At 42.4% G+C, this 23404-nt stretch carries 15 protein-coding genes and 1 riboswitch; of the genes, 14 read left to right on the forward strand and 1 reads right to left on the reverse strand.

The features are described 5' to 3' along the window. Positions 1 to 81 precede the first annotated feature (81 nt). The 9 genes from LG34_RS04915 to LG34_RS04960 all read left to right on the forward strand — a co-directional run bounded on the left by LG34_RS04915 (position 82) and on the right by LG34_RS04960 (position 15925). Positions 82 to 309 carry a hypothetical protein gene (locus tag LG34_RS04915; protein ID WP_109215103.1) on the forward strand — a complete coding sequence of 76 codons (228 nt, stop codon included), beginning with the start codon at positions 82 to 84 and terminating at the stop codon, positions 307 to 309. Positions 310 to 458: 149 nt separating this feature from the next. Continuing rightward, positions 459 to 743 carry a transposase gene (locus LG34_RS04920; RefSeq protein ID WP_242979803.1) on the forward strand — a complete coding sequence of 95 codons (285 nt, stop codon included), beginning with the start codon at positions 459 to 461 and terminating at the stop codon, positions 741 to 743. A gap of 194 nt (positions 744 to 937) precedes the next feature. Next, the gene (locus LG34_RS04930; RefSeq protein WP_109215104.1) at positions 938 to 1594 is read left to right on the forward strand and encodes an HAD family hydrolase; all 657 of its coding nucleotides are present in this window, start codon (positions 938 to 940) and stop codon (positions 1592 to 1594) included. 120 nt (positions 1595 to 1714) lie between these two features. Next, complete coding sequence (locus LG34_RS04935) at positions 1715 to 2311, forward strand: histidine phosphatase family protein (protein WP_109215105.1); 597 nt, start codon at positions 1715 to 1717, stop codon at positions 2309 to 2311. Further along, positions 2280 to 2738: a GNAT family N-acetyltransferase gene (locus LG34_RS04940; protein WP_109215130.1), complete on the forward strand. Its 459-nt coding sequence runs from the start codon at positions 2280 to 2282 to the stop codon at positions 2736 to 2738. The genes LG34_RS04935 and LG34_RS04940 overlap by 32 nt, the downstream gene beginning before the upstream one ends. A 55-nt stretch (positions 2739 to 2793) precedes the next feature. Then, positions 2794 to 4146: an MATE family efflux transporter gene (locus LG34_RS04945; protein ID WP_109215106.1), complete on the forward strand. Its 1353-nt coding sequence runs from the start codon at positions 2794 to 2796 to the stop codon at positions 4144 to 4146. Between the two features lie 716 nt (positions 4147 to 4862). Then, positions 4863 to 10826, forward strand: a complete 5964-nt coding sequence (locus LG34_RS04950; protein WP_109215107.1) for an endo-alpha-N-acetylgalactosaminidase family protein — start codon at positions 4863 to 4865, stop codon at positions 10824 to 10826. A 215-nt stretch (positions 10827 to 11041) separates the two neighbouring features. Beyond that, positions 11042 to 11788: a hypothetical protein gene (locus tag LG34_RS04955; RefSeq protein ID WP_109215108.1), complete on the forward strand. Its 747-nt coding sequence runs from the start codon at positions 11042 to 11044 to the stop codon at positions 11786 to 11788. Positions 11789 to 11866: 78 nt separating this feature from the next. Then, positions 11867 to 15925, forward strand: coding sequence for a fibronectin type III domain-containing protein (locus LG34_RS04960; protein WP_109215109.1), 4059 nt, complete (start codon positions 11867 to 11869; stop codon positions 15923 to 15925). 228 nt (positions 15926 to 16153) lie between these two features. Here LG34_RS04960 and LG34_RS04965 read toward each other — a convergent pair whose 3' ends face one another. After that, entirely contained in the window at positions 16154 to 17035 is an 882-nt protein-coding gene (locus tag LG34_RS04965; RefSeq protein WP_109215110.1) for an AraC family transcriptional regulator, read from the reverse strand. 329 nt (positions 17036 to 17364) lie between these two features. Between LG34_RS04965 and LG34_RS04970 the strand changes: the two genes are divergently transcribed. The 5 genes from LG34_RS04970 (at position 17365) to LG34_RS04990 (ending at position 23382) form a co-directional block, all read left to right on the forward strand. After that, on the forward strand, positions 17365 to 18588 hold the full coding sequence (locus LG34_RS04970) for an MFS transporter (RefSeq protein ID WP_109215111.1): 1224 nt from the start codon (positions 17365 to 17367) through the stop codon (positions 18586 to 18588). A gap of 245 nt (positions 18589 to 18833) precedes the next feature. Next, positions 18834 to 19778 (forward strand): D-2-hydroxyacid dehydrogenase, encoded by a 945-nt coding sequence (locus LG34_RS04975; protein WP_109215112.1) that lies wholly within the window; start codon positions 18834 to 18836, stop codon positions 19776 to 19778. 57 nt (positions 19779 to 19835) lie between these two features. Then, complete coding sequence (locus LG34_RS04980; protein WP_177957610.1) at positions 19836 to 20843, forward strand: lysylphosphatidylglycerol synthase transmembrane domain-containing protein; 1008 nt, start codon at positions 19836 to 19838, stop codon at positions 20841 to 20843. 216 nt (positions 20844 to 21059) lie between these two features. Continuing rightward, positions 21060 to 21217, forward strand: a riboswitch (FMN riboswitch). Positions 21218 to 21475: 258 nt separating this feature from the next. Then, a complete protein-coding gene (gene ribD, locus LG34_RS04985; RefSeq protein WP_109215114.1) occupies positions 21476 to 22579 on the forward strand; it encodes a bifunctional diaminohydroxyphosphoribosylaminopyrimidine deaminase/5-amino-6-(5-phosphoribosylamino)uracil reductase RibD in 1104 nt (367 codons plus the stop codon). 146 nt (positions 22580 to 22725) lie between these two features. After that, positions 22726 to 23382, forward strand: coding sequence for a riboflavin synthase (locus tag LG34_RS04990; RefSeq protein WP_109215115.1), 657 nt, complete (start codon positions 22726 to 22728; stop codon positions 23380 to 23382). Positions 23383 to 23404: the final 22 nt, after the last annotated feature.

Here is a 23404-nt window from a genome sequence, read left to right on the forward strand (position 1 = left end):
CTCACCACTTGCAGAAGTGGGAGTCTCAACTCAGACTGAGATGAATACAGTCAGATCATTCATGCAAATGACCGTGCAACTATGCTGAATCTGATGATTGGACTGAATGGATATACATTGTGTTCCGGTCTGATCTGTGAAGAATTAAACGGCAGTGATTATCGTGCGGTACCGTTTCGGAATGATGGACGGTTTGACGATTCACAGGAAGAAAATCAGATGGAGATTGGGTATGTGACCAGAAAAAATCTGATTTTGAGTAAACTTGGTCAGGAATATGTGACAGCACTGCGACAGTATCTGGAATAATTTTAAGGGGCTGTGAAAAAAGAATAGTCCCGAAAAAAAGAAAGACCAAGAGTTTATAATGAACTCAAGGTCTTTCTTTCTGTTATAATTAATTTGTGAAAAAAAATAATAACACAATCTATTCTAACCCAAAACAGGCAGTTTTGCCAATGATAATTCAAGATTATTTGGACATCTGTGATCCAGTGCTGACTTTTGACAGATTTATGGGAGAAATCGAACTGGAGAAATATCTGAAAAATATTCCTCAACATTATACAGGAAGACTCAGATATGACCCGGTCAGCATGTGGAAAACAGTTTTGTTCGGATTTATGGCGAATGGCTATATATCATTGCGTGAACTGGAGGATCAGTGTAAAGTTAATCTCCGCTTCATGTATCTTACAACAATTACATCTTCTGTGAACAGCACGGAATGGAAAAGTACATGAAAATTTCCATGTTCAAGAAAGAGACTACCGACAAGAAGTATCGGGAAGATCCATTTCGTGCAGTAAATTTTTTAAATGACTCTGAATGCTATTTTTGACGAAACTTTTTTTTTCTGCTAGAATGGCAACGAAATCAAACGGATTAATTCAATTCGCTTTTAATATTGGCTAAAGTGGCATAGGAGGAACTTGAAATGTCTACACGAAATACAGCAATATTTGACCTTGATGGAACATTATTAAATACAATACAGGATCTGACCAACAGTGTGAATTATTGTATGAAAAAATATGGAGGTCCTGTTTATACATGCGAAGAAATCAGAGAAAAAGTTGGCAATGGAATTTATGTACTGATGGAAAAAGCATTGCCGGACGGACGTAGTAATCCAAATTATGATGCCTGCATGAAAGATTTTCCGGTGCATTACAAAGAACATATGCTGGATAACACGAAACCATATGATGGGATTATTGATATGCTTCATACGTTGAAAGAACATGGCTATAAACTGGCTATTGTTTCCAACAAATTTGATGCTGCTGTAAAAGGACTTTGCAAAGATTTCTTTGCGGATGAAATAGAAGTTGCTATCGGTGAGTCACCTGCTATTCATAAAAAACCGGCTCCGGATACGGTATTTCAGGCAATGCGTGAATTAAATGTCAAACCGGAAAATTGTATTTACATTGGTGATTCTGAAGTAGATATCCAGACAGCAGCAAATGCGGGAATTCCGTGCATCAGTGTAAACTGGGGGTTCAAATCTACAGAGTTTTTAAAAGAAAATGGAGCAATACAGATTGTGTCAACACCGAAAGAACTGACAGAGTCTATCTTGAACCAGTAAGGAAAATTATATGTTTCGATCCTGCAGATGAATAATCACAGAGCAGCTGCTGGGGGATGAGCAAGTGGTGCAAATGGATTGCGAATATCCATTTAGTATAAATAAAGAGGAACATGAAACATGCAGATTTTATGGATTCGCCATGGTCAGACGCAGGGTAACGTTGAGCGGCGTTATGTCGGCAGAACGGATGAAGGGCTGACCGCAGATGCAAAAGAAAAATTAAAAATGCGAAAGCAGCAGGGGATTGGATTTGAAGCGGATCTGATTTATGTCAGTCCGATGATTCGCTGTCGGGACACGGCGGATCTTTTGTTCCCGGAACAGAGAAAAGTGCCGTGGGACGGACTGCAGGAAACAGATTTCGGGGATTTTGAATATAAAAATTATGAAGAATTGAAAGATGATCCGTTGTATCAGGTCTGGATTGACAGCAATGGTCAGATGCTGATTCCAAACGGAGAGAGCGGCGCGGATTTTCGCAGGCGGTGCTGTGCGGCATATGAGAAATGTGTGGCAGAGGCAAGGGAAAAAGGTCTGGAGAAGATTGCAATTGTGTGCCATGGTGGTACAATTATGTCTGTTATGGAGCGATACGGCGTGCCGAAAAAATCTTTTTATGAATGGCAGGCTGCCAATGGATGTGGGATTTTGACGGAAACGACAGAAGAAGGGGGAAACGGATATGGTATTCGGGAAATTAGTAAGTGGGAGTGAAAAAAATGAGCAGATGCAGCAGGTGACAGACATCCGCAATGCGGTGTTAGGTCAGGAACTGCAGCTTTCGATAAAGGAAGAGCCGGATGCGTTTTGTATGTATGCCCTGGCGTATGAAGGGGAAACGGCGGTTGCAACCGGAGGGATTTCTTTCGATGGAGAATCCTATCAGATGAAGGAAGTGGCTGTGCTGCCGAAGTTTCGCAGAAAAAAATATGGCGATTTCATTGTGCGTCTGCTGATCGATAAAGCGATGATGTCAGGGGCACAGATGATCAATGCGGATGTGTTGCAGGAAGCGGTACCGCTTTTTGAGACAGTTGGATTTACAACGAGTGGTGAGCTGTATGAAAAAGATGGAAAACAGTGGCTTCCAATGCAGCTCCAAGCAGGAAGTATTCACAAGTGCTGTAATTGTGGGCACTAAAAAGCACAAAAAATGTATTTTGGAGGGGATATAGAAAGCAGGTGCTTAGGCAGAAATGACACAGAATGGAGATTTTTCAAAGGGAAGTATTATAAAAATTTTGATGCGTCTGGCGATTCCAATGACGCTGGCGCAGCTGATGAACGTTCTTTATAACGTGGTGGACCGTATGTTTATCGGGCGGATTGGCGGCGATTCCATGGATGCGCTGACGGGCGTTGGTGTGTGTCTGCCGATGATTACGATTGTGATCGCATTTGCAAATCTGGTGGGAATGGGCGGTGCGCCGCTGTTTTCCATTGAGCGTGGAAAGAAGAATGAACGGGAAGCAGAATATATTCTTGGAAACTGCGTGGTTCTGTTTTTGATTTTCGCAGTAGTACTGACGGTGGCAGGACTGATTTTCAAGCGACCATTGCTGATGCTTCTGGGAGCCAGTGAGGTAACGCTGCCTTACGCGGAACAGTACATCACGATTTATCTGCTTGGAACGATTTTTGTTATGTTCGGTCTGGGACTGAATAACTTTATCAATGCACAGGGCTTTGCAAAAATTGGCATGTGTACAACCGTGATCGGTGCTGCTTTGAATATTGCGCTGGATCCGATTTTTATTTTTGTACTAAATATGGGGGTACGCGGAGCTGCGATCGCAACGGTGATCTCACAGGCGGCAGCAGCTGTGTGGACGGTACGTTTTTTGACCGGAAAAAAAGCGTTGATCCGGATTCAGAGACGTTCCATGCAGTTACAGGGAGCGCGTGTGAAGAACATCATGGGACTTGGTCTGGCAGGGTTCACTATGTCGGTCACAAACTCAACGGTACAGATGGTGTGCAACGCGACGCTGCAGACTCATGGCGGAGATGTGTATGTCGGTATTATGACGATCATCAATTCCGTGCGTGAGATCATTTCTCTGCCGGTGCAGGGATTTACCAGTGCCAGTCAGCCGGTGCTTGGCTACAACTACGGTGCGAAGGAATATGAGCGTGTGAAAAAGACGATCCGGACCATAGCGGGAGTGACGATTGTGTATACACTGGCAGTCTGGGGGCTGGTTTCCGCGATTCCGGGAGCGTTTATCCGGATGTTTGGCGGAAGTGGTGATACGCTGACGCTTGGAATTTCGGCAATGCATTTGTATTTCTTCGGATTTTTCTTTATGGCGTTTCAGTTTTGCGGACAGTCGACGTTTACGGCACTTGGAAAGGCAAAACATGCGATGTTTTTCTCTATTTTCAGAAAGATTATTATCGTGGTTCCGTTGACTTTGATCCTGCCGCATTTGTTTGGACTGGGCGTGCATGGTGTGTTTATTGCGGAGCCGATTTCCAATGCCATCGGTGGACTGGCATGCTTTATTACCATGATTGTGACCGTGTATCGCAAACTTGGCAGGGAATAAAGTTGTTTTTGTGGATAAAACAGAGGTGTAATACATGGAGTCAGAAAGAGGATCCGATTTTCAGAAATAGAGATTGGATCCTTTTCTATTTGTTCCGAATTGTATAAAAAGGTCTGCCCGGGCAAGTGAAAACGGCAAGCATTCAATCCGGAAAGGGTATATAATGAAACACGTAAAGTAGTTCAGATATATAAAAATATGTAATCCAAAGAAAAAATTCATTAAGAAGTGCTATGTGTGCAACTGTGAAAATGAGGAGCCATTGTTGTGACATAGAAAAAGAACATGTATGTTAAAATGGGGATTGGCATACATTTTTCACCTTTAAAGAGCAGACAACAATATGGTGTAGGCGAGAAAAAAAGAGTACTTAATGAAATTTGGTGAAACAGACAGAGCGACAAAAAGAAGTTGAATATTTGAACTGTATATTGTGGCAAAGGTAGGACGGTTGTACCTGCGGAATTGATAAAAGACATTACTTATGTTAAGGATCGGGGAACATGAAACAGATGAGGAGAAAACAGATACATCTGTCTGTCCATTGCCAGTGAGGAAGGATCTTCTTTTCCATTTTTAATGATTATATATAGTAAAATTCCCATGCCGAAGGTGTGGGAATTTTGCTCTCTATATAAATATAAAAGGATGTGAAACAAGTTTATTACATCCGGTAACAAAGGCAACTATGGGGATCATGCAGGAGGAGAAAAAGTATGAGGAAAAAAATTGTAGTCCGGATGCTTTGCCTTGCAATGGCGGCATCAATGATCGGAACAATGGTTCCGACAAGTCTGTATCCGGTTACAGCAAAAGCAGCAGAGGCTAATCAGGATATGGAAGCATCTGATCAAAATGAGGATCAGATTGCAGTTCAGGCGGAGCTGGAAGATGGTGTCAATGATGAATGGACACTGGAGAATAAAGTTGGGGATGATGCAGTTTGTGCAGTAGAGGACGAATGGCTGCATTTGAAATCAGGTGTTGGAAATGGAAATAATCCAGGCTCCAAACCGGCAATGTTTGTTAATCCAACCACATTTGATTTTTCCAAAGATGGATATTTTGATTTTACAATCAAAACAGACGCAACGGAAGCTACAAACAACCGTTTTGGTGTATATCTTGGATACAATACCGATTCTGTTGGTATGATGATCGGCTTTGATGCAGGCGGATGGTTCTGGCAGAAATACGGTGCAAGTGGAAGTCCGTGGTATACTGGTGACAGAATTGCATCACCAACCAGTGGTGAGGAAGTAAATGTACACATCGAGTGGACTGCAGCTAAAAAAGTAACAGTTAAGATTGGTGATACAGTTGCATTCCAGAATGAAGACTTCAGTGAAATCGGTAGTCTGGGCAATAAAATCGCATTCAAATGCGGAAGCTACGGCGGAAATGCGACAGATGTATTTGTAAAGAATATTCACTATACCGGACAGAAGACAGTGGATCAGATCAAGACTTTTGCAGTAAGTGGTAAAGTTGTAGATGCAGAAGGTAAACCGATTGCCAATGCAACAGTTGCAGTTGGAAAACAGAGCACAAAAACAAACGAGGACGGCGTTTACAGCATTAACGTAAAACCGGGTCAGTATCAGCTTAGCGTAATCCGTGATGGATATGTAAGTACAACACAGGATGTTACTGTAGGTGAGCAGAATGTGAATGTTGAAAATATCGTTCTGACACAGGAAGCTCAGCTTGAGACAGAGACACTTTCCACAGAAGACATGGATGTTGTTGTTTCCAAGACATTTCCAAGTGTTGTCAGATACGATATGAAAAAAGGTGATCTGGCTGGTAAAGTGTTCTATGGACAGAGCGAGAAGATCAATACAGTAACGATCAACGGAACAGCTGTAGAGCTGGATGATGCTGATGTAAAAGCTACTTTTGACGGTGCAAAAGCGACTTATGTAATGACAGTCAAAGGTGACAAAATTGATGCAGTGATCACATCTGAGCTGGTTGCTGAAGGTAATACACTGGCATTTAACATTACAGATATCAAGAATAATCTGGAGGATACAGTAGATGGAAATCCGATCCAGACAATCGAGATTCCGAACCAGAGCCTTGTTTCTGTAAGAAGTTCACAGAATGGTGCTAACTTCAAAGGTGCTTCTATGTCTTCTAATACCAAGACCAGTGGTGACTACTATCTGGAAATTAAAGACAATACAACACACAACAGAGATTATGCATATGGATTTGTATCCAATGATGAGATGAGTGCCGGATTATGGAGTAATTCCGAGCATGATGGATACACAGCATCAACAACTGTATCCGGAGGATCTCATAATACCCGTGTACAGGCAACCACACAGAAAAAACAGGATTATGTATCTCTGGGACTGAGCAGTTGTGCATGGTATTATCATCGTGTAGTAACAGATTCTCACAACAGATCTTATATGGTAAAAGAGACAGAAATGCCTCGTACAAAAGTAATTATAGCAGGTGATATGAATGAGGATGCACAGATTGACTGGCAGGATGGTGCAGTAGCATACCGTTCTATCATGAACAACCCATATAAGAGTGAAGAAGTTCCGGAGCTGGTAGCATACCGTATCGCCATGAACTTTGGTGGACAGGCACAGAACCCGTTCCTGACAACTCTTGATAATGTAAAGAAAGTAGCTTTGAATACAGATGGTCTGGGACAGTCCGTACTGTTAAAAGGTTACGCAAATGAAGGTCACGATTCCGCACATCCGGATTATGCTGATATCGGTAAACGTATCGGTGGTGCTGATGACATGAATACTCTGATGACAGAGGGTGCTAAATACGGTGCAAGATTCGGTATCCATGTAAATGCCGGCGAGATGTATCCGGAAGCAAAAGCGTTCAAAGATGACAATGTTCGCCGTGACACAGCAGGTAACCTCCGCTATGGATGGAACTGGCTGGATCAGGCCGTAGGTCTTGACAGTATTTATGATCTGGCAACCGGTGAGCGTGAAACACGTTTTGATGACCTTGAGAAACTGGTAGGAACAAACCTTGATTTCGTATATGTAGATATCTGGGGAAATAATACCGGAAGTAATGATGATGACTCCTGGCAGACACGTAAACTGTCAAAAGAGATCAACAGCAATGGATGGCGTATGGCAAATGAGTGGGGTGTAGCAAACGAGTATGATGCAACATTCCAGCACTGGGCAGCTGACTTAACTTATGGTGGAGCAAACCAGAAAGGTCAGAACAGTGAGGTTATGCGTTTCCTTCGTAACCATCAGAAAGACTCTTGGGTTGCTGATTATCCTTCTTACGGCGGAGCTGCAATGATGCCTCTGCTTGGCGGTTACAACATGAAAGACTTCGAAGGATGGCAGGGACGTAACGACTATGATACATATATCACAAACCTGTTCACACATGATGTAACAACCAAATTTATCCAGCATTACAAAGTAATCAAATGGGTAGATGGAGATCCGGTAAATGCAGGCGGAGCTGCAAACTGGACACCGGATATGGAAATCACATTGAAAGATGATGATGGAAATAAACTGGTACTGAAAAGAGGTTCCGATAATCCATCTGATGCTGCCTACAGAGAGAGAACCATGACATTAAACGGAAAAGTTGTTGCACAGGGTGCACCTTCTGCTGGTGATCGTCGTGATTCTGATATTCAGGCAGGTAACAAACGTGGTACAGAGAGCTACCTGATTCCGTGGAACTGGGATGCTGAGACTGGTGAGAAAGTAGCATCTGCTGATGAGAAGATGTATCACTGGAATACACAGGGCGGCACAACGACATGGGATGTTCCGGACAGCTGGGCCGGATTAAAGAATGTTAAAGTATATCGTCTGACCGATGAAGGTAAGACAGATGAGCAGACTGTTGATATCGTAAATGGCCAGTTGACACTTACAGCAGAAGCTGAGGTACCTTATGTTGTATACAAAGGTGAGAAAGGTAATATCGATGTAACTTGGAGCCAGGGAATGCATATCGTAGATGCCGGATTTAACGGTGGAGCAGCTTCTCTTGCTACAAACTGGGCAAAAGTTGGTGATGGAACAGCTGAGATCGCTAAGAGTCAGTACAGCAATCCGATGCTGAAACTGAGCGGTGATGTAGCTATGACACAGGAACTGACAGATCTGAAACCGGGTCAGCAGTATGCAGTACTCGTAGGTGTGGACAACAGAAGTGACAGCAAAGCATCTATGACCGTAAAATGCGGAGATGAAGTCCTGGGAACAAATTATACAGAGCGTTCTATCGCAAAGAACTTTGTAAAAGCATATACACACAGTAATTCCAGTGCAACCGTTGACGGAAGCAGCTATTTCCAGAATATGTATGTATACTTTACTGCTCCGGAAAGCGGAAAAGTAACTCTGACACTTGCAAAAGCAGCAGGCGAAGGAGATGCTTACTTTGATGATGTTCGTATCGTAGAAAATGATGCACAGAATATCACAAGAGACAAAGACGGCAATATCGTGAAATTCGAGCAAGATTTCGAAAATAACGTACAGGGAATCTACCCATTCGTTGTCAGCGGTATTGAAGGCGTAGAAGATAACAGAATCCATCTGTCCGAGCTTCATGGACCATATACACAGGCAGGCTGGGATGTTAAGAAGATGGATGACGTTCTGGATGGAAACTGGTCAGTTAAGATCAATGGTCTGACACAGAGACAGACTCTTGCATACCAGACAATTCCTCAGAACTTCCGCTTCGAGCCAGGTGTAAAATATCGTGTAAGTTTTGATTACCAGGCAGGTAGTGATGGAACATACGGCGTTGTAGTAGGCAGCGGTGAGTTCTCAGAAGCAACAGAAGTTGATACACTGAACAAACACATGGGCAAAAACAAAGACGGACATTATGTCTGTGAGATCACAGGTGACCTTTCCGGACAGACATGGTTTGGTATTTACTCAACAGATAAAGCACCAGATCTGCAGGGATCCCAGGGAAGCGCACAGAACTTCGGCGGATATAAAGAGCTTGTTCTTGATAACCTTGTAATTGAGCGTGTAGATGAGAGAATTACAGAAAAAACCTTAAAGAAACTGATTGCAAAAGCAGCAGATCTGGATGAAGAGAAATATGCAAAAGCTGATTGGAAGACATTGTCAGAAGCAATTGATGATGCAAATGTTGCATTAAACAGAGACAAAACTTCTTCCGAAGAAATTGAAGCATGCTATCGTCATTTGAATGCAGTATTAGAGTATCTGTCAACTCGTGAGGTTTCTGCAAATGCAGGTGAAGAATTGGACATTCCGGTTGCAGGCGTGAAAGTAACAGCAGGAAGCCAGGACAATGGTACACACTATGGTTCTAACTTTGGTAACCCGGCATATGCAATTGATGGTGATACCAATACGCACTGGATGACAAACTTTGATGGATTTAGTTCCGCAATCAAAAACAGAGAATGCTGGATTGATTTCGAATTCCCGGAGGCACATACAGTAGATGGACTTCGTTATTTACCGGGACCGACTATGGGCGGATACCTTACAACAATCACAAAATTCGAGCTTTCTGTAAAAACAGCTGGTTCTGATGAGTATCAGTTAGTTCAGGAAGGAAGCTGGGAGAACTCCTCAGGATGGAAGACCACAGAGTTTGAGCCGGTAGAGAATGTAACAAACGTAAGATTACTTGCAACAGAAGCAAAATCTACCAACTGGTGGGCAGTTGCATCTGAGATCCGCGTTATGAGTAAAGTAGAAAACGGAAATACCGATGGTGACGATGAAAACAAAATCAATAAATCCAGTCTGGAAACACAGATTGCAACCGCAAACAAACTTCTCTCCAAAGAGAAACAGTATTCTGCAAAATCCTGGAAGACATTTGCAGCAAAACTGAAAGCAGCAGAAGATGTTATGGCGAATGCCGATGCGACTCAGTATGATGTAAAACTGGCACTTGCAAATCTGAAAGACGCTATGAGCGGATTACAGATGAAAGATGGTCTGGCAGATGTGAAAAATGAGGATGGCAACTGGTACTACTACAAGAATGGCAAGATTGCAACTGATGTAACAACCGTAGCAAAGAACATAAACGGCTGGTTCTATGTAAAAGACGGTAAAGTAGATTTCAAAGCAAATACCGTAGCAAAGAATGAAAACGGCTGGTGGAAGATCACAGACGGCAGAGTTGATTTCAAAGCAAACACCGTAGCAAAGAATGAGAACGGCTGGTGGAAGATTACAAACGGTAAGGTAGACTTCGGCTACACAGGAATTGCAAAGAACGAAAACGGCTGGTGGAGAATCGTCAATGGTAAAGTTGATTTCAACTGCAATAGTGTTGAGAAAAACGAGAACGGCTGGTGGTACATCCGCGGCGGTAAAGTAGACTTTGGTTACACTGGAGTTGCAAAGAACAAAAACGGCTGGTGGAGAATCGTCAATGGTAAAGTTGATTTCAATTGCAACAGCATTGAGAAAAACGAAAACGGCTGGTGGTATATCCGCAATGGTAAAGTAGACTTCTCCTACACAGGTGTAGCAAAGAACCAGAACGGCTGGTGGAGAGTTGAAAACGGTAAAGTAAACTTCAACTATAACGGAATCGCTAAAAATGAAAATGGCTGGTGGTACATCCGTAATGGTAAAGTAGACTTCTCTTACAATGGCGGAACACACAACGTTGTTAACGGTAAAGTTCAGAAATAATAACTTCTGAAGCGGTTTGTAATAACGGAAAGTGAAGAAGTGGGGCGCTGTAACGCAGATAATATATCTGCGGAGCAGTGCTCCATTTTTTTGTGTTCCGAATTGTGTAAAAAGAGACGGTAAGAAAGTTGAAAATACCAAGTTTTTGATGCATGAAAGCGATATAATGAGGCTAAAACACAGTGAGAAGGTAGCACAAAACAGGGGTATTTTACATGAAAAAAGGAAAGAAAAAGCAATGGCTGATCGTACTGGTTCTGACAGTAGCAGTGATTGCTATGACCTGTGTCGGAGGTTGGAAACATGCACAGAAGACGGCATTTTCACTGACAATTAACGGGACTCAGATCAGTAAAGAAGAGTACATTCAATGCATGAATCTGGTGCAGTACAACACGATGGTAACCCTTCGTTCGGAGAAGCATGATGTTTCAGAAGATGAACTTTGGACGACGACTTATAAAAATGGAAAAACCGGATATGAATATCTGGCGCAGCAGACAGTTGAACAGTTGAAATATATGCATGCAGTATATGATATCGCAAAAGACAAAGGCTATATTAAAGATGCGACCTATGAGGGGATGCTGAACCGTATGGAGCAGGAAAATCAGTCACGAAGTGAGAAAATCGAAAAAGGTGAGACTGTCTATGGATTGAAAGAATATTCCACAGAAATGTATCAGGATTATGAACTGAATTATCTTCAGGAAACATATATGAATGATAAATCAAATGAAGATATGAATTTTACTGAGGAGGAAATTCAGAAACATTATGATAATGATGACTGGTTTGTCGGAGAAGAAGCCAGAGAGGTGGATCTGTCAGAAGCGCGTGCAGCAGTCATTGATGAATTGCGTCGTGCAAAATATGAGGAAATGACAGAAGAAAAAGCAAAGGTTGCTGAAGTGGACGGAGATATGGATGCTTTATCTCAGTTTACTTTGAAACAACTGTAATCAATTGGACTATGGGGAATTTGATATAAAAAAATTATATCCGGTGATTACAGTCATACAATTAGGAGGAGAAGAAACATGAGAAAAAAATGGGCGAGCAGATTACTTGCAATGATGCTGACCGGTGTTACGGTAGTAAGCATGATGCCGGCAAACATCGCACATGCAGAAGAAGCTGACGGACAGCAGGGGACTACATATTATGTAAGTTCTCAGAATGGTGATGATGCCAATGATGGAACATCGGAGAAAAAAGCGTTTAAAACGCTGGATAAAATTAATGAGATTACGTTAGGACCGGGAGATAAAGTACTTCTGGAGAAGGGATCTGTATTTACAGATCAGTACCTTCATGTACAGGGAAGCGGAAGTGCAGAAGCACCGATAGAGATTTCTACTTATGGTGAAGGCAACAGACCACGAATTGACGCCAATGGCACCGGTGTATGGTATCAGGATTATGGAAATCATCTGGATAATACAGGACATAAATGGAAGGGAAATGTTTCTTCAACCATTTTGCTGAAAGATGTAGAATACATAGAGATCAGAGGTCTGGAGCTGACAAATGACAGAGAGACCAGTAAAGTAGACGATGGATTAAAATATAACGACGCAAATGTTATGGATCGTACCGGTGTGGCTGGTGTAGCGAAGGATAAAGGTACGGTAGATCATATTGTTCTGGATGATCTGTATGTTCATGATGTAGACGGCAATGTTATCAACAAACATATGGCAAATGGTGGTATTTATTTTATTGTAGAGAAACCAACAGATGAGAATGCTACCGGCGCTTCCAAATTCAATGATCTGACAATTGAAAACTGTAGTGTTGTAACAACAAACCGCTGGGGTATCGCAGCAGCTTATACCTATGCATGGGCACAGCTTAACAGTGCACATTTGAATGAAGCAGCATTGGAAAAATATGCTTCCAGTAATGTGACAATTCAGAACAATTACATTAAAGCTGCCGGTGGTGATGCAATCACAACCATGTATGTAGATCAGCCACTGGTTCAGTACAATGTGGCTGAGGATTGTTCCCGTCAGATGAATCCGACAGATTATCCAAGTGGCTGGCAGCGTGTAGCAGCCGGAATCTGGCCTTGGAAATGTAAAGATTCTGTGTTCCAGTATAATGAATGTTATAATAATCAGTATGCTTATCATGGTAATGGCGATGGTCAGGCATGGGATGCAGACTGGACAGACGGAACACTCTATCAGTACAATTACAGTCACGGAAACTCCCGTGGAGCAATCATGTTCTGTGGAGCAGAGGCTGTGAATACAACATTCCGTTATAATATCAGTGAGAACGAGTTGACAGGTCCGTTAGATTTACCAGGCAATCCGGATGCTCATATTTATAACAATACATTCTATATGAATGAGAATATTAAGAGTATTTTTGACCGTACCGGTGGAAATGCAGTGCTCGAGAATAATATTTTCTATTATGGTGGCTCAACGCCGTTAAATCAGAACTGGTATCCGGGCGGAACACTTCAGTATGACAATAACCTGTACTATAACTTTGCAAATACACCAAGCGGAGATAAGAATGCCGTTGTTGTAAATGCAGGTACAAAAGTTCTGGAAGATGCAGGATCCGGTCCATCTTCAAATACATCAGGTATTGCTTATATCAAAGAGAATGCATCTGTATTTGACGGTTATAAACTGGCAGAAGATTCGCCGGCAATTAATGCAGGTAAAGTGATCACAGACAACAACGGATATGATCTGGAGCATGATTTCTTCGGACATGCACTGACAGATATCCCGGAGATTGGAGCTGCAGAAAGTGATTATGTAACAGTAACTGCTACTTCTAATGTATATAATGTGGCAAATGATCAGATCAGTGGTCTGGCAAAACATACAACAGTCAAAGAATTACTGAAGAATCTTAATATAGACAGCAGTACGCAGGTTACAGTAAAATCCGGTGATAAAGTTTTAGCTGAAAATGATGTAGTAAACGGTGGATGCACAGTAACAATTTCCTATGGCGAGAAATCCAAAACATATACGATTGTAGCAAGTTCTGACTGCGAATTAAAATCTACTGTATATATGATGACAGGAACAACAATCAAGATTCCGTCTACCGAGAAGAATCCGGCAACTGTCAGCGAAGTAAAACAGAATGTAAAAACAAGCAGTACCGCAACCGTAAGTGTAATTTCTGATGACAAAGTACTGGCAAACACTGATACAATTGCGGATGGAATGACACTTCGCATTACGGCAGAAGATGGTACAACAAGCGATTACGTTATTGCCGTAAAGAATAATTATAACTGGGTTGGTGATTATGTTAACGCACAGCAGGGTAATGTGTGGTTTGGACAGATCAAAAATAACAGTGCAGATACATGGAATAATATGACATCCTATGATCCGGACTGGCCAAACTGGCAGGTAAATACTTATTATGGACCGGGCGTGGATGCCCCAAGTCATGCAGAGGCAGCAAAAAATAATACAAACTCTTATCATGGTCTGCTTTCTGCACCGCCAAAATCAGACATTTATACTGCAATGGCATACCGTGTACCAAAGAGCGGCGTGATTTCTTTTAATATCAGAAATGATGAACCGTATCTGCGTCAGAACGGAAACTCCGGTGGAAGCACAACACTGACTCTGATGCACAATGGCACCGAGTTACAGAGCGTAACACTTTCTGTCAGTGGTCAGAAAGGTGAGTGGAAATCTATTGATGCGCTGGAAGTAAAAGCAGGCGATTATATCCGCGTGGTTGCAAAATCAAATGGGAATCCATCAAAACCATCTGCTCATATCACTCCGATTATCTCCTATGTAGATGAAGCGGTAGCAGATACAACAGCACCGGAAGCACCGAAATATGCAACCGCTGCTGATGTAACAGAGTCGACAGCAGCCATCAGTTGGGAAGAAGCACTTGATAACGTAGCCGTTACAGGTTACAACGTATATGTAAGCGGTGAAAAAGTAAATGATGAACTGATCACAGATACTTCCTATACTTTAACAGGTCTGACAGATAATACAGAGTATACGGTAACAGTTACCGCTGTAGATGCAGCAGGAAATGAATCTGAGGCATCAGTGGCAGTTACCTTTACAACTGCAGAGGCAGACAGAGAAGCTCCGAGTGCACCGGCGAACGTTGCGGCAGCAGATATTACCAGAGCCGGCGCAGCAATCAGCTGGAAAGCATCTACCGACAACGTAGGTGTAACAGGATATGACGTATATGTAAACGGCAAGAAAGACAACGATGCACTGGTAAAAGACACGGCATATGAACTTAGCGATCTGAAGCAGGATACTTCTTATAAAGTAGAAGTTTACGCACTGGATGCAAAAGGCAATCGTTCTGAGGCAGGAAGTGTGACATTCAAGACATTAAAAGCATATGCAGACGGATTATCTGATACAAGAGATGCAGATGGCAACTGGTATTACTACAAAAATGACAAAGTTGATACTGGCGTTACAACTGTTGCAAAGAACAAAAACGGCTGGTGGTATGTAAAGAACGGTAAAGTAGATTTTAGCTATACCGGAATTGCAAAAAATGAGAACGGCTGGTGGCGCATTGTCAATGGAAAAGTTGACTTTAACTGCAACAGTGTAGAGAAAAACGAAAACGGCTGGTGGTACATCCGCGGAGGAAAAGTAAACTTTGGTTACACAGGAATCGCCAAGAATGCAAACGGCTGGTGGAGAATCGTTGATGGAAAAGTAGATTTCAATTGCAACAGTGTAGAGAAAAACGAAAACGGCTGGTGGTACATCCGCGGAGGAAAAGTAGACTTCTCTTATACAGGAATCGCCAAGAATGCAAACGGCTGGTGGAGAATCGTCAACGGAAAAGTAGATTTCAATTGCAACAGCGTAGAGAAAAACGAAAACGGCTGGTGGTATATCCGTAATGGAAAAGTAGATTTCTCCTACACAGGAGTAGCAAAGAATGCCAACGGCTGGTGGAGAATCGAAAACGGAAAAGTAAACTTTAATTACAATGGACTTGCCCAGAATGAAAATGGCTGGTGGTACATTAAGAATGGTAAAGTGGACTTCTCCAATCGCGATGACATCAGAATCAATGGAAAAATTTATAAAGTGTTCAATTAGTAAATAACCGATATAGAATTACCCCATAGTGTACTGATTGAAAAAAGAAGCGGCTTTCGAAAGAGAGCCGCTTCTGTTGTGCTTGAATCAAGTCGAACGCACGTGAGACTTGGTGCGTGATTCTGGTCAGCGTAAGCTGACATATTCTTCTCAGAATCACCGCACTTTACAAAATATTGCAGATCATAGGTATCGTTGATAAAGATATCTGATTATTCTGCATGTGTGTTAGTTGTAATAGTTTTTAATATAGGATTTCCGGTAGCTGGAAGGAGATTCCCCGATCACTGTCATAAACAGTTTGGAATAATGCTGGGAATCTTTCAAACCAACCATCTGAGCAATCTCCGTCAGTGATTTATCTGTATCCTGCATCAGATCAATGGATTTGTTGATGCGGTAAATATTGATATAGTTGGACAGTGTGATCGTCATATATTTTTTGAACAGGCTGCTCAGATAACGGACGGAAATCTGAAGTTCCTTTGCGATGTCCTCCTGAAGAATCTTGTGCATATAGTTTTTGTGGATGTAATCCAGAGTGTATGCCACATAGCTGTTTTGCAGGTTCGGATCAGTAAAATCGTGATTCGGCCGCTTTTTGTCCAGAATATGAAGCATGATGTTCATAATGGCGATGTTGATATTCGCAGCAGTAAATAAACTGTCTGTCGAGGAGTGCAGCGAAATAATTTTGTTTACACAGTCATCCAGTACCTGATCAGATTCCTGTCTATAGTAAGTCTGACAGTGAAAACGGATCGCATGCATCATACCGATGGGATAAATGCCATCATCACTCAAGATGATTTTTGTGAAGGTATCCGGGCGGAAATGAATCTGTTGATATTCACAGTCCCCACTGTAATCAACACGGAAAGAGTGAATAACGTTTGGCAGGATCATGATAAAGTCTCCAGCCTTGCAGTGAATAGATTCAGAAGCAATATCCATATGGCAGCTTCCGGAAACTATTCGGTAAATTTCAATGGTCGTGTGAATGTGAAAACCAAACTGGTATCCGGCTTTCTTCTTTTGAACGAGCGCGCCTGTCAGTACATCATTTGATAGGGACAGGGCGAGCTGTTCCCTCATATTTTGATTTGCCATAATGTTGCTCCTTATATCATTGTGTCATTACGATTTGGTGTGCTCTTATTATAGCAGAATTTGGGAAAAAGAGATACTGTTTGTTGATAAAACACTTAGATCATATGTGAAAGAGGACGTATTGAAAAGAGAAATACAGGTGTAAAACATGAGGAGTCAGATAGCAATATGCAAATTTACACACAATTACCAGAAAAAGGATATAAATTTAGAAGAAAAAATCTTGCAAGATATAAGATTTTCGATTATAATAGAAAAGTTGCAAGGGGGGAATGAAGTTTCTCTGTTTTTTAAGGAATATAAGTAATATATTTAGGAGGAAATTAAGTATGAAAAACTTGAATCGCTGGGTATATGCGATCATCGGTGTTATCACTCTGCTTCTCGCAGGTCTGGTATATGCTTGGTCCGTTATGTCCAAATCTATCGGTGCTTCCCGTCCGGACTGGACAGCAGCACAGTTATCTATGACATTTACCATGGTTATGGCATTTTTCTGTATCGGATGTCTGATTGCCGGTATGATGGCAAAAAAAGTCAGTCCGAAGATCTACATCATTCTTTCAGGAATTTTATTTCTGGCAGGATTTATGATCGCTTCCACCACAGGCACTTCACCGGCTACCTTGTATCTTGGATTCGGTGTTTTGTGTGGTCTTGGCGCAGGATTTGCTTATAACGCAGTTATGAGTACCATGTCTTTATGGTTCCCGGACAAACAGGGTCTGATCTCAGGTATTCTTCTGATGGGATTTGGTCTGAGCAGCTTTATCATTGGTAAAGTGTTTGCAGCTGTTACACCGTCTGATGGAACAGACAAGTGGCAGGAAACTTTCCGTATTCTCGGTATTATCATCGTAGTTGTAATGGTGATCTGCAGCTTCTTCTTTGTAAAACCGGAAGCTGGTTACAATCCGGGTGCTGCATCTGCTCAGAAAAAAGCAGTACGTGAGCCGGCTTGTGAAGTAAACACAGGAAAAATGGCTACGATGCCGACATTCTGGTTTTACTATATCTGGGCTATTCTGGTGAGTGCTGCAGGTCTTGCACTGGTTTCTCAGGCAAGTGGTATCGCAAGCCAGGTTGGAACTACTGTATCTGATGGAAACATTGCTACTGTTGTAGGCCTGATCTCTATTTTCAACGGTATCGGACGTGTAATCTTTGGTGGATTATTTGATAAAAAAGGTCACAGATTTACAATGATCCTTGATATGATCATTTTTATCGTTGCTGCTCTGATTCTTGTACTTGCTCTGATGAGCGGAAACTTTGCATTCATCGTGATCGGTTTCGTTGTAGGAGGACTTGCTTATGGTGGAGTTACACCGACAAACTCTGCTATCATCAGTGATTTCTTCGGACGTGAGAACTATTCTATGAACTTCTCACTGATAAATACAAACCTGCTGATTGCATCTTTTGCTTCTACTATTGCAGGTAAACTGTATGACGCAAGCGGATCTTTCATGACAACTATTTTCATGATGATCATCGTAACGGTTCTTGGTTTTGTTGTATCTTTCGGAGTACGCAGACCGAAAGCAAAATAAATAATAGAATATCAGATCATAAAAAATTAAGAAAGTGGAATAGTCCTTTTGTGGGACTGCCACTTTCTTTTTTTTATAAAATGAGTTACAATGGGCGAAGTCAGAAAAGAATCATCGGTAAAGGGTGATAAAAATGGATGAATGTAAGGAATGTTACAGAAAATAACAGATGTGACAGGGAAAACATTGAAATCCACAATAAGATAGATAACAGAAGCAGATAGTACAGAAGGAATGTGAAAGATATGAAGATAGTTTTTTTAGATGATAATTCAATTGGAACGGACATTGATCTCAGTGGATTTGAGTCTCTGGGTGAAGTGGTTCGTTACGGAAGCAATAAGCCGGAGGAGGTTCCGGAGCGTGTGAAGGATGCGGATGTGGTCATCATCAACAAGATGGAGATCAACGAGCGGACCATCGGAACGGCAGAAAAGCTGAAACTTGTGTGCGTGACTGCTACAGGTACCAATAATTTGGACAAGGAGTTCCTGGCAAAAAGGAATATTGCGTGGAGAAATGTGGCAGGCTATTCTACAGAGTGTGTGGCGCAGCATACGTTTGCGTTACTGTTCTATTTGTTGGAGAAAATGCCCTATTATGACAATTATGTTAAATCAGAGAAGTATGTAAATGATGCTATGTTTACACATTTTGCAAATCATTTTCATGAACTTTGCGGTATGACATGGGGCATCATTGGTCTGGGAGCCATCGGCAGACGGGTGGCAGATCTGGCAAAGGCTTTTGGCTGCCATGTGATCTATTATTCCACTTCCGGAAACCATACGGAGGATGGCTACGAGCGCGTAGATTTTGATACCTTGCTTAGGACATCTGATATTGTGTCCGTGCATGCACCGCTGACGGAGCAGACGGAACAGCTGATGAATGCAGCTGCATTTTCAAAAATGAAAAACAGTGCGATTTTTATCAACGTGGGACGCGGACCGATCGTGGTGGAAGCAGATTTGGCAGATGCGTTGGAGCAAGGCGAGATTGCGGCGGCAGGTCTGGATGTGCTGAGCGCGGAGCCGATGCGTGAGGACAATCCACTGCGTTGCATCAAGGATAGCGAGAAACTTGTGATCACGCCGCATATCGCATGGGCGGCGGTGGAGACGCGCAAGCGTCTGATGGACATTATTTTACAGCAGGTGAAGGAGCTTTTTGAAGTTAAGCAAAAATAATGAGAAAATGCGATGGATGAAAATACATAGGTTACGATGGAAGGAGAACGTATCTTTATGAAAAATAAAAAACGATTGGCGAAGCTGATTTTTGTGGCGATACTGCTTCTGATCATCTGGTATACATTTAAGGATTCCGCAGGGGATATTGTTGCACAGCTTCAGAAAACATCTTTTGCGGTGCTGGTGGCGATTATGGCTGCAACCGTGATCTATCATTTATTTGAGGCATGGATCACCTATTCACTGGCGCGCAGATATAATCCAAAATTCAAGTTCCGGGAAGCCGTTTACTGTGCTTTTAACTGTTCCTTTTACCGTTTATCTACACTGGGAAGCGGCTCCGGTGTGGCAGCAATCGTGTATCTGGGAAAAAAAGGTGTTGGCTATTCGGAGGCAACCGGACTTTATATGATTCAGTACATGGTGCACAAAGTCAGTGTGGCACTGTTCAGCGGACTTTTATTTATCTTGAACTGGAAAGTAATGTCTGTGAATTATAGAGAATATGGCGTGTATCTGGGGCTTGCATATGTGTTGACCGCGATTATCAGTATCGCATTGATTATTTTTGCGGTATCGGCGAAATCTCATCAGCTGATCTTGTGGATTGTGCGTAAGTTTAATAAAAGCGGAAAACTGACTCCGGCATTGAAAAAACTGGAAGAAAGCTGTGATATCATGGAAAAATCAACATCCCGCTTGTTGAAGGATGTACCATCGCTGATTTCTATGGTGTTGAAAAATATGGCAAAACTGTGCTTCTGGTATTGTATTCCGTTTTTGATCCTGTTTGGAACAAATGAAATTTCAATATTGGATTCTTTGTCAATTACATCGCTGTCTGTTATGTCGGCAGCGGTAATTCCGACACCGGCAGGGGTTGGAGCGGTAGAACTGATTATGACGAACCTTTTTGCCGTATTAGTTGGTGTGCATAAAGCTGGTGCGATCACGGTTCTTTACCGTGTGGCAACCTTTATTTTCCCCTTTGTAGTGGGCGGTGTGCTGATTCTGATCAGTAAACTTGTGGTTACAGTTCACTCATCACATGGATTCAGGTAATGATCATGCTTGCATGAGGAATTACCTGGATGCATAGTGATGAAGGGAGCGCCTTTTTGTGAGCAAAAACAGTAGCAAAGCTACGGAGAAGCCCGAAAGGGCGTTTTGCGAATGGCGCGTGTGAACTGTAACAACCTGTGTATTGGCAGAAATAAGTAAAAAATTAGCTATTGCATTTGAAAAAAGTATGTGCTATCATATGTGCAGAAAAAGCAAAGAAATCTTCAGGGCAGGGTGAACTGAACCGAATGCAATTCGAAGCAGAGAGTCCCGACCGGCGGTATAGCCCGCGAGCGTGAAAGCGTTGATTTGGTGATTCTGGTAAGCAGAAGATTCCAAAGCCGACAGTATAGTCTGGATGAAAGAAGAACAAGCGAAAATAAATACTTAAATGAGACAGAAAAACAAATGTTTTGAAGTCCATTTAACAAAAAAGATTTTCACTCCCTGAGATTTATTTCTCAGGGATTTTCTTTTACCATAAATTTTTGATCTGAAAAATTTTCGGAGCCGGGATGTGAATGTTACATAAAACTAACAAGAGCATCAGGCGATGAAACACAGACACATCAGGCAACGCAAAAATTTATGGAAGCAGAAAATCCCTGGAAGATTGAAGGGAGTGTTTTTTTATGCCGGAAAAAGAAGAATATATGAAACGGGCGTTGGAACTGGCGCGAAAGGGAGAAGGTCATACATCACCGAATCCGATGGTTGGCTGCGTGGTAGTTAAAGACGGACGGATCATCAGTGAGGGGTATCACGAGAAATATGGAGAGTTTCATGCGGAGCGAAATGCATTGACCCGCTGTACAGAAGATACCACAGGAGCTGATTTGTATGTGACATTGGAGCCGTGTTGTCATCAGGGAAAAACCCCACCGTGTACGGACATTATCATTGAAAAAAAAATCGCCCGGGTTTTTGTGGGAAGTATGGATTCTAACCCACTGGTGGCAGGTAAAGGTGTACAGATCCTGCGGGATCATGGCATTTATGTAGAGACCGGAATTCTGGAAGAGGAATGCCTGAAGTTAAACGAAGTATTTTATCATTACATCACGACAAAGACACCGTTTGTGGTTATGAAATATGCCATGACTCTGGACGGAAAAATCGCCTGTGCCACCGGAGATTCCAGATGGGTGACCGGAGAGACGGCCAGAGCGCAGGTGCATCGGATGAGGGGACGCTACCGGGGCATCATGGTAGGAATCGGAACGGTGTTGGCAGATGATCCGATGTTGAACTGCCGCGTGGAAGGCGGTGTGGATCCGGTGAGAATCATTTGCGATTCCAACCTTCACATTCCACTGGCAAGTCAGATCGTAAAAACTGCATCAGAAATTGAGACGATCGTTGCCTGCAGTCAGGAAGCGTTAGAAGCAGAGCGAAAGCAGGAGAAAATCAGGAAGTTAAAAGAGGCAGGCATTCAGCTGATCGGCACGGAAGGTGCACACGGAGTCAATCTGGTGGAATTGATGAAAAAACTTGGTGAGCAGAACATTGACAGTATTTTACTGGAAGGCGGTGGAACGTTAAATGCTTCTGCACTGGAAGATGGTATCGTAAATAAAGTATATGCTTACATTGCAGGAAAGCTCATCGGCGGCATGGATGCACGCTCTCCGGTAGAGGGAATGGGAATCGACCGAATGGCAGATGCGATCACATTGAAAAATATGGAGATTGAACGTCTGGGCGATGACTTCTGCATTGTTGGCTATGTCAAATAACGATGCAAAAAACGAAGATAAAGTGAAAAGAATTTCTTGAACAAAGAATACTTGCTACATAGTGTTCAGGAAGAGTAATAAGACAACAATACCTGAACAGTAATTGATATAAAATTAAAAGTTAACTTGAAAAGAGGCGATCATACATGTTTACAGGATTAATTGAAGAAGTGGGAACCATTCAGAATGTACGACGTGGCGCCCGGTCCTGTGTACTGACCATCGGATGCAAAAAAGTGCTGGAAGGCAGTCAGATCGGAGACAGCATTGCAGTCAACGGTGTGTGCCTGACAGTGACGAGCATGGGCGGCAGTTATTATACCGCAGATGTTATGGCAGAGACAATGAACCGAAGTTCTCTGAGGCAGTTAAGTACTGGGGCAAGCGTAAATCTGGAGCGGGCGATGCCGGCAAACGGCAGATTTGGCGGTCATATCGTATCGGGACATATCGATGGCACCGGAACGGTGCAGAGCATTGAACCGGATGACAACGCAATCTGGTACACCATCGCAGCAAAGCCGAACCTGCTTCGCTATATCGTAGAAAAAGGTTCCATTACAATCGATGGTATCAGCCTGACCGTGGCTTATGTGGATGAACATTGTTTTAAAGTGTCCATCATCCCACATACACAGCAGGTAACCGCTTTGCATGACAGAGGCGTTGGCGACATCGTCAATCTGGAATGCGATATTATTGGAAAATATGTGGAAAAACTGTTGCAGCCGGCAGCGGGAGAAGAAGAAACAAAAAAAGAAATCGGAATCACCGAAGACTTTTTAAAAAAATATGGATTCTAAATTTACAGGAATCAGAAATGCG

The sequence above is a fragment of the Eubacterium ramulus genome, assembly GCF_003122485.1.
In the GTDB taxonomy this organism is placed as follows: domain Bacteria; phylum Bacillota; class Clostridia; order Lachnospirales; family Lachnospiraceae; genus Eubacterium_I; species Eubacterium_I ramulus_A.

What these genes read in the sequence shown, in the direction of transcription:
- LG34_RS04915 (WP_109215103.1), top strand. Translation starts at nt 82, where the DNA reads ATGCTGAATCTGATGATTGGACTGAATGGATATACATTGTGTTCCGGT.
- LG34_RS04920 (WP_242979803.1), top strand. Translation starts at nt 459, where the DNA reads ATGATAATTCAAGATTATTTGGACATCTGTGATCCAGTGCTGACTTTT.
- LG34_RS04930 (WP_109215104.1), top strand. Translation starts at nt 938, where the DNA reads ATGTCTACACGAAATACAGCAATATTTGACCTTGATGGAACATTATTA.
- LG34_RS04935 (WP_109215105.1), top strand. Translation starts at nt 1,715, where the DNA reads ATGCAGATTTTATGGATTCGCCATGGTCAGACGCAGGGTAACGTTGAG.
- LG34_RS04940 (WP_109215130.1), top strand. Translation starts at nt 2,280, where the DNA reads ATGGTATTCGGGAAATTAGTAAGTGGGAGTGAAAAAAATGAGCAGATG.
- LG34_RS04945 (WP_109215106.1), top strand. Translation starts at nt 2,794, where the DNA reads ATGACACAGAATGGAGATTTTTCAAAGGGAAGTATTATAAAAATTTTG.
- LG34_RS04950 (WP_109215107.1), top strand. Translation starts at nt 4,863, where the DNA reads ATGAGGAAAAAAATTGTAGTCCGGATGCTTTGCCTTGCAATGGCGGCA.
- LG34_RS04955 (WP_109215108.1), top strand. Translation starts at nt 11,042, where the DNA reads ATGAAAAAAGGAAAGAAAAAGCAATGGCTGATCGTACTGGTTCTGACA.
- LG34_RS04960 (WP_109215109.1), top strand. Translation starts at nt 11,867, where the DNA reads ATGAGAAAAAAATGGGCGAGCAGATTACTTGCAATGATGCTGACCGGT.
- LG34_RS04965 (WP_109215110.1), bottom strand. Translation starts at nt 17,035, where the DNA reads ATGGCAAATCAAAATATGAGGGAACAGCTCGCCCTGTCCCTATCAAAT.
- LG34_RS04970 (WP_109215111.1), top strand. Translation starts at nt 17,365, where the DNA reads ATGAAAAACTTGAATCGCTGGGTATATGCGATCATCGGTGTTATCACT.
- LG34_RS04975 (WP_109215112.1), top strand. Translation starts at nt 18,834, where the DNA reads ATGAAGATAGTTTTTTTAGATGATAATTCAATTGGAACGGACATTGAT.
- LG34_RS04980 (WP_177957610.1), top strand. Translation starts at nt 19,836, where the DNA reads ATGAAAAATAAAAAACGATTGGCGAAGCTGATTTTTGTGGCGATACTG.
- ribD (WP_109215114.1), top strand. Translation starts at nt 21,476, where the DNA reads ATGCCGGAAAAAGAAGAATATATGAAACGGGCGTTGGAACTGGCGCGA.
- LG34_RS04990 (WP_109215115.1), top strand. Translation starts at nt 22,726, where the DNA reads ATGTTTACAGGATTAATTGAAGAAGTGGGAACCATTCAGAATGTACGA.